Source organism: Exiguobacterium sp. R-17 (genome assembly GCF_049913315.1).
Lineage (GTDB): Bacteria > Bacillota > Bacilli > Exiguobacteriales > Exiguobacteriaceae > Exiguobacterium_A.
In genome coordinates, this window is record NZ_CP184372.1 from 366,133 (window position 1) to 380,312 (window position 14,180).

Here is a 14,180-nt window from a genome sequence, read left to right on the forward strand (position 1 = left end):
AGCACAATGTATTTAGGAGTCGATTATTATCCAGAACAAACACCACGAGCACTATGGGAGGAAGACTTCCGACTGATGAAGGAACTTGGCGTCAACGTCGTTCGTCTCGCAGAATTCGCTTGGTCGATGATGGAGCCGGAAGAAGGCGTCTATGACTTTAGTTTTTGGGATGACGTCATCGAACGTTTGAGTGCGGAAGGATTCGATATCGTACTCGGGACACCAACCGCGACACCACCTGCGTGGTTGTGTACGAAGTATCCAGAAATCTTACCGGTCGATGAGAACGGTGTGACGATCAGCTTTGGTGCTCGTCGCCATTATACGGTCCACAGCGAAACGTACCAACGACTATCCGTCAAGATCACGGAAGAGATGGCGAAACGATACGGTCAACATCCTCGTGTTATCGGGTGGCAAACGGATAATGAATATGGGCATGAGAAATCGGATCGTTCTTACGGTGATGTCGACCGCGCTGCTTTTCAGCGCTGGTTAGAGAACCGTTACGGAACGCTTGATGCCTTGAACGAAGCATGGGGAACCGTCTTCTGGAGTCAGACGTACACGGCGTGGGATCAAATCCCGGTACCGCGTAAAGTCTATCAGGAACATAACCCATCCCTGCTCGTCGACTTCGATCGTTTTTGTGCCGACGGCTATACGTACTACAACAAATTACAAGTCGATGTCTTACGTCGCTACATCCCAGAGAACGTCTTCATCACGCACAACCTCGTCTACAGTGACATGGCGGTCAATCAACAGCAAATGGCGCAAGATCTCGATTACGTCGCGTTCGATAACTACCCGGTCTGGGGTGGACTACCGGAGCCGAACCGGTTCGAGAAGATGGCAAGCGATCATGATCTTTGCCGCTCTTCGAAGCAAGGAAAAGGCTTCTGGGTCATGGAACAGTTGAGTGGCGCACAAGGCTGGAGTAAAATCGGTTACTTGCCACGACCAGGGCATATTCGTCTCTGGACGTATCAAGCAGTCGCGCGGGGAGCAGAAGCGATCGTCTACTTCCGATTCCGGGCTGCTCATTTTGGAACAGAGGAGTTCTGTCACGGCATCATCGATCATGATGGAAAACCGAAACGGAAATTCGAAGAAGTCAAACAGATCATGACGGAACTGAATACGTATGGCGATGAGATCAACGCAAGCCGTTACGACGCGAAGGTCGGTGTCTATTTCGATCAAGAAAACGTCTGGGCGTGGACGCATCAGCCGCACAGTGATGCGTTTGATTTTCGGACGGAGTTCGTCCGCTTCTATGGCGGAGCGGTTCGTCAACAAGTCGCAACCGACATCGTCTTCCCAGGTGATGATCTATCTCGTTATAAACTGATCATCGTTCCACTCTATTTCTTGACGAATCCTACGTTCGATGACGCCTTGATTGCGTACATGGAAAAAGGCGGTCACGTCATCTTCACGTACCGGACAGGTGTCAAAGATGCACGAAATCATGTCGTACCGACGACGTTACCGGGTAAATTCGCACCGTATGCGGGTATTGAAATCGACGAATATGAGTCACTTCAATCCGTTCAGCAACATAAGGTGGCAGGTATCGGCGAGATGTCAGGACAATCCTCAACAGCGCGCCTCTGGTGTGACTTGATCACACCAACGACAGCAGAGACGCTTGCTGTCTATGAAGATACGTTCTACGAGGGTGTAGCGGCTGTGACGCGCAATGCCTATAAAGGAATGATTACCTACATCGGCTCATCGATTGATGATGCGATGATTGATACAATTTACCGTCAAGCGTTCACAGAGGCTGGCATCGAGATGATCGATGCTCCGGATCAAGTTGAAATCATTCGTCGTCACGGCGAACAACGCGATTTCCTCTTCTTGATGAACCATGACACGAAAGAAGCACGGGACGTCACGCTCGACGGAACATACCAAGCATTGACAAAGGAAGAGACATATCGTGGAACGGTCCGACTCGCACCACTCGAGACACTGATTCTGACGACGTAAGGAGGAAGAGAACCATGGCAATCTTTGAAGTAGCAGGACGTCGTTTCGTCGTCGAGGGGAAGCGGGTCGCTCACGTCGTGACGGTCGGTGCGAACGGTAAGCTGATTCACACCTATTTCGGTGCCAAGTTACCGTACCGGGATGATTATGAAGCATTACCGAGTCCGGTCGTCGCACACAGTTCGTTTGAATCACCAGACGGCGTTGCGACGTATGATTTCGTACCATTCGGCGAGATGTTGTACACGGAGCCAACTTTGAAATCGGAACGAGAGGACGGACAACGGATTCACCAGTTCCAGTTTGAACGCTCCGAGCAGACAGAAACGAAACTGACATTGTGGCTTTTTGATCCGTTGCAGGAGATGCGTGTCGGAGTGCAATATGAACTGTTTGAAGATTACGATATCATCGGTCGCTCGATTGTCGTCGAAAATACAGGACGATTACCTGTTCGTTTAACAGCAGCCCAGTCCTTTGCGATGGGACGTTGGCATCAACCGAATTTAAAACTGCATCACTTCGCTGGGATGTGGACAGGTGAGTTCAAGAAACAGATCACACCGGTGACACCAGGACGCCAGACGATTGAAAGTCGGCGCGGGGTGACGAGTCATCAAGCGAATCCTTGGTTCGCACTCGAGCAGGATGCGACAGAAGACAGCGGTGAAGTCGTTTACGGACATTTTGCTTATTCCGGCAACTGGGCGATTCACGTCGAACAAGATGCGTTCGGTTTCGTTCAGCTATCGGGTGGCATGAATCCGTTTGATTTCAGTTGGAAACTATCACATCATCAACAGTTGACCACACCGACGTTCTACATCGGGTATGCGGACGGTTTCGCAGATATGAGCGCCCATGCGCATGCGTTCCAACGTGATGTCATCATGCCGCGTGCGACTGATCGTCCAGTTCTCTATAATTCGTGGGAAGCGACCTATTTCGATGTGACGGAATCTGGTCAACGTGAACTCGTCGATCTTGCAGCAGGAATCGGCTGTGAACTGTTTGTCGTCGATGACGGTTGGTTCGGTGAACGCCATTCCGATCAAGCGGGACTCGGGGACTGGCACGTCAATCGGGAAAAGTTTCCGAATGGTCTAGAGCCTTTGATCTCATATGTAAAACAACAAGGGTTACAGTTCGGGCTATGGGTCGAACCGGAGATGGTCAACCCGGATTCTGATCTATACCGGGCGCATCCGGATTGGATTTATCATGCACGGGATGCGGTTCGGACGACGTCACGGAATCAATACGTCTTAAATCTCGGATTACCAGAAGTTGAGCAATTCATTCTCGAGATGATGGATGACTTGCTGACGCGTCACGCGATCGACTACATCAAATGGGACATGAACCGTGCCTTCTCGGAACCGGGTGTTCCAAAAGACCAGACGGATCGCCAACAGGAATTATGGAAACGTCACGTCGATGCATTGTACCGGATCTTTGATGAATTGCGTCGCTTGCATCCGGCGGTCGACTTCGAAGCCTGTGCCGGTGGTGGCGGACGAATTGATCTCGGGATCCTCGCACGGACGGAGCAAGTCTGGACAAGTGATAACACGGATCCACTCGATCGCTTACAAATTCAGCATGACTTCTCTTACGCTTATAACGCGAAGATGATGAGCTGCTGGGTAACGGACGGACCGAACTGGTTAAATGGACGCAACGTGCCACTTGCGACACGCTTCGTCTCCTCGATGCAAGGAACGCTCGGGATCGGTGGTAACTTAAGCGAGTGGTCGACGGATGAGTTAGCGGAAGCAAAAGGCTGGATCGAGACCTATCAAGCGATTCGTCCGACAATCCAACGCGGCATCCAGTACCGTCTTTCATCCTTCACACAACAGACACCAAGTGTCATGCAGTATACATCGGAAGAAGAAACAGTCTTGCTCGCGATCGCGCCACTTCGGCAATACGGAATACATCAGTATCACTTCAAGCTAAAAGGACTCGACCCAACAATGCGCTACCAAGTCGAGGACCGGACGTTAAGCGGTGCCTACTTGATGCAACAAGGCTTGACGTTCTCATACACGACGGATTATGAAGCCCGCTGTCTGCGGATTCAGCCGGTCCATCGTGCGCTCTCACTACTCGAATCAAAGGAGACGATCGTATGACAGACCAGACGTTAGAAGCACAATTTGAACAGCGGTTTGGCTCACCGTCGACGCATCGCTTTTTTGCCCCGGGTCGGATCAATTTAATCGGTGAGCATACGGATTACAATGGCGGTCACGTCTTTCCGTGCGCGTTAACGTTCGGTACACACGCGATCGCGCGAAAACGAGACGATCAACGTTTCCGCTTCTACTCGCTGAATTTTGAACAGGACGGCATCATCGAAGTCGCACTCGAAGAACTGGCGTATGACGCGACGCACGGTTGGGCGAACTATGCGAAGGGTATGATTTCAGTCCTACAGGAAGCAGGATACCAGATCAATACAGGATGCGACATCTTGATTCAAGGTGACATCCCGAACGGAGCCGGTCTTTCGTCATCCGCTTCACTTGAACTCGTCATCGGAGTCTTGCTCGATCGATTGTATGGATTAGACATTCCACGTCTTGATCTCGTTCGGTTTGGTCAACAGGTCGAAAACCGTTATATCGGTGTCAATAGTGGTATCATGGATCAATTTGCGATCGGTATGGGGAGAGCGGGAGCAGGATTATTGCTCGATTGTGAAACGCTCGACTATACGTATGCTCCACTCGATTTGACGGGATATACGATCATCATCATGAATACGAACAAACGCCGTGAACTGGCAGATTCGAAATATAATGAACGCCGGGCGGAATGTGAGGCAGCACTCGCTTATCTCAATCAGTTCACATCACGGGAAACGCTTGGACAATGGACGACGTCAGAATTCACGAAAGTCGCATGGGAAGACGAAATCTTGATGCGTCGTGCCCGACACGCGATTTCAGAAAATGAACGAACACTTCAAGCACTAGCGGCACTCGAAGCGGGAGAACTGAAGACGTTCGGTCAGTTGATGAATGCTTCACACGTCTCGTTACGGGAAGATTATGAAGTGACAGGGATTGAACTCGATACACTCGTCGAAGCCGCTTGGGAGCAACCGGGCGTGCTCGGCGCACGGATGACAGGTGCTGGTTTTGGTGGCTGTGCGATTGCGATCGTTGAAGACGAGGCAGTCGACGCGTTCAAACAAGCTGTCGGCGAACAATATGAAGCAAGGATCGGTTACCCAGCGACGTTCTATACGGCGACGGTCGGTGACGGAGCACGTGAAATCGAACGGGAGGTCATCTAAATGGCAACTTTAGTCGTAGGTGGAGCTGGTTATATCGGCTCCCATGCTGTCTATCAATTGATTGATGCCGGAAAGGATGTCGTCGTCATCGACCATCTGCAGTCCGGTCACCGTGAAGCGGTTCATCCGCGGGCACGTCTATATGAAGGAGACATACGCGATCGTGCTTTTCTCGATCGCGTCTTTACGGAAGAGACGATTGAGCAGGTCATCCATTTCGCTGCTTTTTCACTCGTTGGCGAGTCGATGACAGAACCATTACGCTACTTTGATAACAACGTTTACGGGACACAAGTGTTGCTCGAAGCGATGATTGCCCATGACATTAAACAGATCGTCTTTTCTTCGACGGCAGCCACATACGGTGAACAGGAGCAGATGCCGATTCTCGAAACAGCAGAAACGCGTCCGACGAATGCCTATGGTGAGACGAAGTTGATGATGGAGAAGATGATGCGATGGTCTGAACAAGCATATGGCTTACGTTATGTCGCATTACGTTACTTCAACGTTGCCGGTGCGCGCGTAACAGGAGAAATCGGGGAAGATCATACGCCGGAAACCCATCTGATCCCACTCGTCCTCGAAGTTGCCAACCGACAACGGTCAGAAATTTCGATCTATGGCGATGATTATCCAACGCCTGACGGTACCTGTATTCGTGATTACATCCATGTCGAGGACTTGATCGACGCCCATATGCGAGCACTTGATTATTTGGCTGATGGAAACGAGAGTACGGTCTTTAACCTCGGTTCAAGCCAAGGGTTTTCCGTTCGGGAAATCATTGAAGCAGCCCGTCGCGTGACGGGACATCCGATTCCAGAACGGATCATTGAACGTCGTGCAGGGGATCCGAGTATCTTAATCGCCGGATCTGCCAAAGCAAAAGAAGTTCTCGGCTGGACACCACAACGTACCGACATCGAAACGATCATCCGTGATGCTTGGAATTGGCATGCGCACAATCCAGAAGGGTACCGGACGAGCGTTCGTTAATAGAGAGACAGAATGAGGAGAGTGACGGCGATGAATGAACTCATCCAACAGTTAGTAGCGCAAGCGATCCAGGAACGCTTGATTGAACCGGAAGATGCGATCTACGCCCGGAACCGGATTCTAGCGCGAATCGGTCAAGCCGATTTTGAAGAACAGGCAGACGTACCATCTCGCCCAATTCCCGATATTTTGGACGACATGATTGAAGTGTTGATCGTAAGTGGGCAGTTGCCGGCGCGTCTTGAAGACAAAGAGCAGTTCGAAGCAGATGTGATGGACATTTTCGTTGCCCGTCCATCTGACGTGACGGCGGCATTCCGCCGTCTGTACGCTGAATCACCGGTAGCGGCAACAGATTACTTCTATCAACTGAGCCAAGCGAGTAACTACATCCAAACGAAGCGGATCGCTAAAAATAAACGGTATCAAGCAGAGACGGCTTACGGGACGATCGATGTCACGATCAACTTATCGAAGCCGGAAAAAGATCCGCGTGAAATCGCAGCAGCTCGGACGGAGGCACCAACGGCGTCGAACTATCCAACCTGTCTGTTGTGCGTCGAAAATGTCGGCTACGCGGGTCGTGCGAATCATCCGGCCCGTGCGAATCACCGGGTTGTTCCGCTGACACTGATGGAAGAATCGTGGGCACTGCAATACTCACCATACGTCTACTACAATGAACATAGCATCATCCTGTCGCAGGAACATCGTGACATGGTCATCAATCGGGATGCCTTTGCACGTCTGATTGCCTTCGTTGAGCAGTTTCCACATTACTTCGCTGGTTCGAACGCTGACCTGCCGATTGTTGGTGGATCGATCCTGACGCATGATCATTATCAGGGCGGACGCTATACGTTTGCGATGGACCGAGCAAAAACTTTAACATCCTTTACGTTCCCGGATCAGCCGACAGTCACTGGGGAGACATTACACTGGCCACTGAGTGTGTTGCGTCTGAAGAGTAAAGATGCGTCGGCATTACTCAATGCTGCGACGACCGTCTATGAGACATGGTTGACGTACACGGATGAGAGTCAAGAGATTCGTTCACATACTGGTGAGACGCGACACAATACTGTGACGCCGATCGCCCGTCAACGTGATGGACAATTCGAGCTCGATCTCGTCTTACGGAACAACCGGACGTCAGCAGAACATCCGGACGGTATTTTCCATACGCATGCCGATATTCACCACATCAAGCGAGAAAATATCGGTTTGATCGAAGTGATGGGACTGGCAGTCTTACCGGCACGCCTGCTTCAAGAGTTGCAACAGGTCGAACAGTTCATCACAGGTGAAGTCGACGAAGTAGCTGTCGCTCATGCTGACTGGGCACAGGAACTAAAACAAGCGTATGTCGGACAACATGTCACGACATACGTCGAGCAAGCAGTTGCTGCAAAATTCGTACGTGGTCTTGAGGACTGTGGTGTCTTTAAACAGACAGAGGAAGGTCAGGCGGCGTTCGGACGATTCGTTCAACTCGTGACGCGCCAACCAGTGGAGGAACAACGATGACACGACTACTGGAGAAAGAGTTGATTCGACATACATTACGTCAGGAAGGCATCGAAGTGACACTCTGGAACTATGGCGGCATTATCCAGGACATCCGGACGATTGATCGGGATGGTCATTTGGAAAGCGTCGTCTTAGGTCTAGAGACGGTGAAAGACTATCAACAACACTCGCCGTACTTCGGGGCAATCGTCGGACGCGTCGCTGGTCGAATCGGACAGGCACGTTTCGAAGTAGCGGGAGACGTTTATCCGCTCGTCGCAAACGACGGGGCGAATCATCTGCATGGTGGAATTCACGGATTTGATCAAGCGTGGTTTGATGTCATCGAAGCGACGGATACATTATTCCATTTGCGCTTAAAAAGTCCAAACGGAGAAGAAGGTTATCCGGGAACAGTCACACTCGATGTGTTTTATCGACTAAAAGATACGACATTGACACTTGAGATGTCGGCGGTGACGGATCAGACGACACCACTCAATCTGACGAATCATACGTACTTCAACCTATCTGGAAATGCGAAGCGAGATGTGTTAGATCATGTCTTGACGTTACCAAGCGACTGTTACTTACCGGTCCAGCCAGACGGCTTGCCGACAGGCGAACAACGGGATGTATCCGGAACCCCATTCGATTTCCGGAACGGTCAGTCGATTCGTAAGGGAATTACGCTTGAGCATCCTGAGACGATCGCTGTCGGAAATGGCTACGATCATCCCTTCGTGTTGCGGGATAACACACTTCGACTCGCAGATCCGGTATCCGGTCGTTTCGTCGACGTCACGACGAATCAGCCGACAGTTGTACTTTATACCGGAACGCAACTGTTGACCGATTATACGGTTCATGGTGTTCCTGCTCGACCATCACTTGGTTTATGCCTTGAAACACAAGTCCATCCGAATGCAGTCCATGAACCCGATTTTCCTTCAATCCTGTTATCACCTGGTGAGACCTATCACTGGAAAACAGCTTATCGTTTTAATGTAGTATCTTGAAATAAGCCCCGCTTCCCGTGTCCAATTGGACAGGGAAGCGGGGCTTATTTGTGGTAGAACAGGGAAGGAAAAGTCTCAATTCACAGACGTTGCTCGAGCGCGAGTAGCGTCCGCTTCATATTCAGTCCACCATGATAGCCGAGCAAATCACCTTTTTTGCCGATAATCCGGTGACACGGAATCGCAAGCAGTAATCGATTTTTACCGATTGCCGTGCCAATCGCGCGAGTCGCGTTCGGTCGGAAAAGACGTTCCGCGATATCGGAGTAGGTGGCGGTTTGACCGTACGGTACCGCACGTAGAGCATGCCAGACTTCAAGTTGAAACGGGGTACCGACTGGTGCGATCGGAAAGGACAGTGTCGTCGACTGCTGATTCAAGTAGGCCAGCAGTTGCTCCGTATATGGAGCAAGCGCGGTATCAGAAGCAATTCGTTCCGCCCGAGGCAAGTGTTTCCGCGACCAGTCATCGAATAAATCCTCCGGTTCATCCCAAGCACCGACATAACAGAGACCATCCGCTGTAGCGGCGACCGGAAACGTATGGGTGTTCCATTGCATGCGAGTGAAGTACAGTTCCATGACCATATTTTCCTTTCTACACGAAATGAAGTGACGCATCCCAAAGAGGTGCTTTTTGCGCAGAGGCACCTCTTTTGATTACGCGCGCGAACCGACCTGTTGACGTGGTGGAAGATGGATCGATTGACCAAATAAGGATTCCATCGATTCCGTCAAGGCTTCGACCCTACTCGGATGTGCCATGACAGGGAAGAGGAGATCTTCTCGTTTCGCTGTCAGTTCCAGTGCTTGGGTGAATTGACCGACGAGACGATGAGCATCGTCACCGATCATATGAATACCAAGGATCAGTGATGTCTGTTCGTCAGTGATGACCTTGACGAACCCACTGCCCCCTTCAATCGTCGTCGCTCCGTTTGCATTTAGTGGGAACTGTCCACTCTGAACAGTATGTCCGACTTCACGGGCTTCCTGTTCCGTCATCCCGACCGAAGCAATCGGAGGAAACGTTCGCAGAACGGTCGGATAATACGGTGTCGTCGGATCGACGTCTTGACCGGACAGGTGAGCTGCGGTCCGCTTCGCTTCGTGAATCGCACGAGTGGCGAACTGTGGACCCGGGGTCACATCACCGATCGCGTAAATATGCGGTTGATTGGTTTGTCCGTATGCGTCGACGGGGATCGTCCCGTCTTCTGCAAGTGTCACGCCGATCCGTTCGAGACCGAGCGTCAAACTGTTCGGAATCCGGGCGAGGGATTGGAACAGATAGGCGCCATGATAGGTGACTTCTTCACCGTTTTTCATGACCGTGACGGTCGCGTCTACTGAAGCATCGATCTGTGTCACGACATCCGACACGAGACGGATTTTTTGTTTTTTGAATGTCCGCTTCAGTTCCTTTTCAACGCTTGGTTCAAGCGACAATTGATCGGCAAACAACGTCACCTCTGTACCGAGAGCATGGAAACAGGCTGCGGCTTCAAGTGCTAATGTGTCGGAGCCAATGATCAATAAGCTGGTTGGTAACTGCTCGAGTTGATAAAGCTGTTCGGCATTCAGTCGGCACGATTCCTCGTGCTGGATGCTGTGACTACCGGTCGCGATGATGACATCTTGGAATCGATACGTATCGAACTGATGTCCCGACTCAACACCGATCCGGTCCTCTGACAGGAAGGAAGCTGCACCAGAAATATGCTCGATTTGATTCGCCTGACAGAGGGCGACGACACCTTGACGTAATTGCTGCACGACACGATTGCGGTAAGCATTCAGTTTACTGAAGTCATGGACAGTAGGGGTGGTGAATCCAAGGTCTTCAAGATGAGGCAAGCGTAACATTTCTTCTGCCGCATGCGCATAAACCTTGGACGGGATACAGCCTCGGTTCAAACAAAGTCCACCGAGTTCAGCTTGTTCAATCAGTGTCACCTTACGACCGCCTTGCGCAGCACGGATCGCTGCCGTGTAACCTGCGGGACCCCCACCGATGATCAGGAGATCCCGTTCTTGTGTAAGTTCGCCAACAACCATGTTAGATCAACTCCAAAAGTAGGGTAGTCGGATGTTCAATCAGTGAAACGAATCGATTTGTAAAGGCAACGGCCGTTGCCCCGTCTGCGACGCGATGATCGAACGACATCGACAAATTCATCATCGAGCGGACGACGATTTGATCGTCTTCATCGACACAGGCTCGTTTTTTCGTCTTGTGGAAGGCAATCAATGCCGTTTCCGGATAGTTGATGATTGGTGTAGCCCCCGTACTGCCCAGTGGACCAACATTGCTCATCGTAAAGGTACTTGGCTTTAAGTCCGCTGCACGTAAGGCACCGTTTTGAGCACGTTGTTGCAACGAGATCAGTTGATCATGCAATTCCGTCAGTGAGAGCCGATCGGCATGACGGATGACTGGCACCATTAACCCGTCTGGTGCCTCGGTTGCCATGCCAAAGTGGAAATCCTGCTCTAATCGAATACATTCATTCGCTTCATCGAGTTTGGCATGGAAGACAGGATAGTCTTTTAAGGCAACGATCAAGGCTTTGATGAAGAAAGCATTGATGTTGATATTTCGTCCAGCGGTTTTCCATTCTGCGCGTAGTGCGAGCAAGCGCGTCATGTCAACTTCCTCAAAGTGGGTGACGTGCGGAATCGTGTACAGCGACTGAGTCATCTTTTTCGCGATTTGCTTACGAATGCCGCGGAACGGAATCGTTTCCGGTGATGTTTCTTGGTATGTGACCTCTTCAATAATCGGTGTAGCTGTCTCTTGTGGAGCAGTAGTAGCCTGGACGAAGCGAAGCACATCGTCCTCTGAAACTCGACCTGATGGATCCGAAGCCGTCACAGCTTCGATATCAATCCCGTGGTCACGAGCAAGTTTTCGCGTATACGGTGTCGCTAGGACACGTTTTGATGGAGATGCTTGAGCAGGTGGGGCCGCGACAGCGACAGGCGCTGGTTCAGATACGCGCGACACTTCAGGTTTTACCGCGACCGGCACTTCAGAAGCGTTACTTGCTTCGATGTGCAACAACGTCGTACCGACTTGCACCGTCTGACCGACCGGAATGATGATTTTCTTGACGATTCCGGAGACAGGAGCCGGTAGTTCAGCGACCATCTTATCGGTCGCAACCTCAACGACCGGTTGATCGGTCGTGACGTGGTCTCCGACTTGAACGAGATAATGCGCGATTTCACCTTCCGTCATACCTTCCCCGACATCATGTAACTTGACTTCGATCATGGGACTCAGCTCCTTAAAACTCGACCGTACGCTGAATCGTCGCAAGGACTCGTTCCGGCGTCGGAATGTAATGGTCTTCGAGGGCGAACAGTGGAACCGGAACATCAAAACCTGTCACACGGGCAATTGGTGCCCGTAAATAAAGAAACGCCGTATCGTTGATCAACGTGACGAGATCATTCCCGAGACCACCCATCGCTGCGGCTTCATGCACGATGACGGCACGACCGGTCTTTTGAACGGAAGCAGCGATTGTGTCCCGGTCAAGCGGATAGAGCGTCCGTAAGTCGAGGACTTCGCAAGAAATACCGCGTTCCTGTGCAGCCATCGCTGCCTTGTGAGCCACTTGGACCATTGCCCCCCAAGCGATCAACGTCACGTCCGTCCCTTCACTGACGCAGCGCGCTTTTCCGATCTCGACGGTATAGGACTCGCTCGGTACGACTTCCTTGAATGAACGGTAACTACGCATCGACTCGAGGAACAACACGGGATCTGGATCTTCAATCGCAGCAATCAATAACCCTTTTGCGTCGTACGGTGTCGCGGGACAGACGACCTTGAGACCGGGCATTGATGTAAAGAGCGCCTCCGTACTATCGGAATGGATTTCCGGTGCCCGGATGCCGGCACCATAAGGCGCACGAATGACCATCGGCACACTATAGCGTCCCATCGTTCGCATCCGGATACGAGAGACATGGGTCATGATTTGTTCATAGGCAGGGTAGATGAAGCCGAGAAATTGAATCTCGACGATCGGTTTAAAGCCATTGATGGCAAGACCGATCGATGTACCGACGATGCCGGCTTCACTGAGCGGTGTATCAACGATCCGGTCTTCACCGAACTCTTCTTGTAAGCCGTCCGTCGCTCGGAAGACGCCACCGTTTTTTCCGACATCTTCTCCAAGAACGAGTGTCGTCTCATCCTCCGACAATTTTGTCCGCAGGGCATCCGTGACAGCTTGAACGAGTGTCATCTCTGTTTGACGATTGATTGGTGTTGCCATCTCATTTCCCCCTTGCTAGCAAATACGCTTCTTTTTGTTGCTGGACATCAACCGGTAAAGTCGCGTACGTATAATCGAACAAGTCATTGATGTCTGGCGCCTTGAATTGCTCCATCGCAGCTACTGCCGCTTCGACTTCTGTTTGATGCCGTTCCTGCAGCTGTTGCATCCATGTTTCGTCAAAATAGCCTTGGTGTTTTAAGAAGTGTTCGAGTCGATCGAGCGGATCAACTCGGTCGCGCGAGCGTGCTTGATCCCGGTATTTTGTTGGATCATCTGCTGTCGTATGGGCACCAAACCGCCACGTGACAGCTTCGATCAATGTTGGTCCACCACCAGAGCGGGCACGTTCAACGGCTGCTTGCATCGTAAAATAGACGGCAAAGGCATCGTTTCCATCAATCCGAACACTCGGCATCCCGTAGGCAATCGCTTTTTGCGCAATCGTCTCAGAATGCATCTGTTTTTCGATCGGAACAGAGATCGCGAACTGATTGTTTTGGTTAAACAGGATGACTGGTGCTTGGAAGACGCTTGCAAAGTTCATTCCTTCATGGAAATCCCCTTCAGACGTCGCTCCGTCACCAAAGTAGGCGACCGCGACATTCGTCGTGCCTTTTCGTTTTTCCGCCCATGCGGCACCGACGGCATGCGGAATTTGCGTTGCAATCGGCACAGCAGGAGGAAAGATGTGTTTCTCAGACGGGACGCAGCCTTCAACACGACCGTTCCAGTAGAGGAGTGTCCGCACCATGTCGGCACCGAACGTCAACGTTGCGCCGTGATCCCGGTACGTCGGGAACAACCAGTCTTGATCGGACAACGCGAGTGCACTACCGACTTGCGCTGCCTCTTGTCCTTCGAACGGTGCATAAGTGCCGAGGCGCCCTTGGCGTTGTAAGTTGATCGCCTTCCGGTCGAACGCCCGGATCCGGTGCATCTGTTCATATAGGGTGAGGGCAAGCTCTTTTGTCAGATCGTGTTCTTTTGAGGCGTCGATGATACGACCTTCTTCATCGATAATGCGTTGAATCGGAAAATGTTGCTCCATGTCAGT

General features: G+C 51.3%; 11 protein-coding genes. 6 read left to right on the forward strand and 5 right to left on the reverse strand.

What is annotated here, in order from left to right:
- Positions 1-6: 6 nt before the first annotated feature.
- The 6 genes from ACN9MT_RS02020 to ACN9MT_RS02045 are packed head-to-tail and all read left to right on the forward strand — an operon-like array spanning position 7 to position 8,835.
- The gene (locus tag ACN9MT_RS02020) at positions 7-2,001 is read left to right on the forward strand and encodes a beta-galactosidase (protein ID WP_426272690.1); all 1,995 of its coding nucleotides are present in this window, start codon (positions 7-9) and stop codon (positions 1,999-2,001) included.
- A gap of 14 nt (positions 2,002-2,015) precedes the next feature.
- The gene (locus ACN9MT_RS02025) at positions 2,016-4,139 is read left to right on the forward strand and encodes an alpha-galactosidase (protein ID WP_426272691.1); all 2,124 of its coding nucleotides are present in this window, start codon (positions 2,016-2,018) and stop codon (positions 4,137-4,139) included.
- Positions 4,136-5,308 carry a galactokinase gene (locus tag ACN9MT_RS02030; RefSeq protein WP_426272692.1) on the forward strand — a complete coding sequence of 391 codons (1,173 nt, stop codon included), beginning with the start codon at positions 4,136-4,138 and terminating at the stop codon, positions 5,306-5,308. Before ACN9MT_RS02025 ends, ACN9MT_RS02030 begins: the two co-directional genes overlap by 4 nt.
- Positions 5,309-6,307 (forward strand): UDP-glucose 4-epimerase GalE, encoded by a 999-nt coding sequence (gene galE, locus ACN9MT_RS02035; protein ID WP_290786130.1) that lies wholly within the window; start codon positions 5,309-5,311, stop codon positions 6,305-6,307.
- A 30-nt stretch (positions 6,308-6,337) separates the two neighbouring features.
- On the forward strand, positions 6,338-7,834 hold the full coding sequence (locus ACN9MT_RS02040; protein ID WP_426272693.1) for a UDP-glucose--hexose-1-phosphate uridylyltransferase: 1,497 nt from the start codon (positions 6,338-6,340) through the stop codon (positions 7,832-7,834).
- Complete coding sequence (locus ACN9MT_RS02045; RefSeq protein ID WP_426272694.1) at positions 7,831-8,835, forward strand: aldose epimerase family protein; 1,005 nt, start codon at positions 7,831-7,833, stop codon at positions 8,833-8,835. The genes ACN9MT_RS02040 and ACN9MT_RS02045 overlap by 4 nt, the downstream gene beginning before the upstream one ends.
- An 80-nt stretch (positions 8,836-8,915) precedes the next feature.
- Here ACN9MT_RS02045 and ACN9MT_RS02050 read toward each other — a convergent pair whose 3' ends face one another.
- The 5 genes from ACN9MT_RS02050 to pdhA all read right to left on the reverse strand — a co-directional run bounded on the left by ACN9MT_RS02050 (position 8,916) and on the right by pdhA (position 14,174).
- A complete protein-coding gene (locus ACN9MT_RS02050) occupies positions 8,916-9,416 on the reverse strand; it encodes a methylated-DNA--[protein]-cysteine S-methyltransferase (protein ID WP_290774447.1) in 501 nt (166 codons plus the stop codon).
- A gap of 78 nt (positions 9,417-9,494) precedes the next feature.
- On the reverse strand, positions 9,495-10,892 hold the full coding sequence (locus ACN9MT_RS02055; protein WP_426272695.1) for a dihydrolipoyl dehydrogenase family protein: 1,398 nt from the start codon (positions 10,890-10,892) through the stop codon (positions 9,495-9,497).
- 1 nt (position 10,893) lies between these two features.
- Complete coding sequence (locus tag ACN9MT_RS02060; protein WP_426272696.1) at positions 10,894-12,111, reverse strand: dihydrolipoamide acetyltransferase family protein; 1,218 nt, start codon at positions 12,109-12,111, stop codon at positions 10,894-10,896.
- 13 nt (positions 12,112-12,124) lie between these two features.
- On the reverse strand, positions 12,125-13,123 hold the full coding sequence (locus ACN9MT_RS02065) for an alpha-ketoacid dehydrogenase subunit beta (protein ID WP_056063806.1): 999 nt from the start codon (positions 13,121-13,123) through the stop codon (positions 12,125-12,127).
- Position 13,124: 1 nt separating this feature from the next.
- Positions 13,125-14,174, reverse strand: a complete 1,050-nt coding sequence (gene pdhA, locus ACN9MT_RS02070; RefSeq protein ID WP_426272697.1) for a pyruvate dehydrogenase (acetyl-transferring) E1 component subunit alpha — start codon at positions 14,172-14,174, stop codon at positions 13,125-13,127.
- Between the last annotated feature and the right edge of the window lie 6 nt (positions 14,175-14,180).

What these genes read in the sequence shown, in the direction of transcription:
- ACN9MT_RS02020 (WP_426272690.1), top strand. Translation starts at nt 7, where the DNA reads ATGTATTTAGGAGTCGATTATTATCCAGAACAAACACCACGAGCACTA.
- ACN9MT_RS02025 (WP_426272691.1), top strand. Translation starts at nt 2,016, where the DNA reads ATGGCAATCTTTGAAGTAGCAGGACGTCGTTTCGTCGTCGAGGGGAAG.
- ACN9MT_RS02030 (WP_426272692.1), top strand. Translation starts at nt 4,136, where the DNA reads ATGACAGACCAGACGTTAGAAGCACAATTTGAACAGCGGTTTGGCTCA.
- galE (WP_290786130.1), top strand. Translation starts at nt 5,309, where the DNA reads ATGGCAACTTTAGTCGTAGGTGGAGCTGGTTATATCGGCTCCCATGCT.
- ACN9MT_RS02040 (WP_426272693.1), top strand. Translation starts at nt 6,338, where the DNA reads ATGAATGAACTCATCCAACAGTTAGTAGCGCAAGCGATCCAGGAACGC.
- ACN9MT_RS02045 (WP_426272694.1), top strand. Translation starts at nt 7,831, where the DNA reads ATGACACGACTACTGGAGAAAGAGTTGATTCGACATACATTACGTCAG.
- ACN9MT_RS02050 (WP_290774447.1), bottom strand. Translation starts at nt 9,416, where the DNA reads ATGGAACTGTACTTCACTCGCATGCAATGGAACACCCATACGTTTCCG.
- ACN9MT_RS02055 (WP_426272695.1), bottom strand. Translation starts at nt 10,892, where the DNA reads ATGGTTGTTGGCGAACTTACACAAGAACGGGATCTCCTGATCATCGGT.
- ACN9MT_RS02060 (WP_426272696.1), bottom strand. Translation starts at nt 12,111, where the DNA reads ATGATCGAAGTCAAGTTACATGATGTCGGGGAAGGTATGACGGAAGGT.
- ACN9MT_RS02065 (WP_056063806.1), bottom strand. Translation starts at nt 13,123, where the DNA reads ATGGCAACACCAATCAATCGTCAAACAGAGATGACACTCGTTCAAGCT.
- pdhA (WP_426272697.1), bottom strand. Translation starts at nt 14,174, where the DNA reads ATGGAGCAACATTTTCCGATTCAACGCATTATCGATGAAGAAGGTCGT.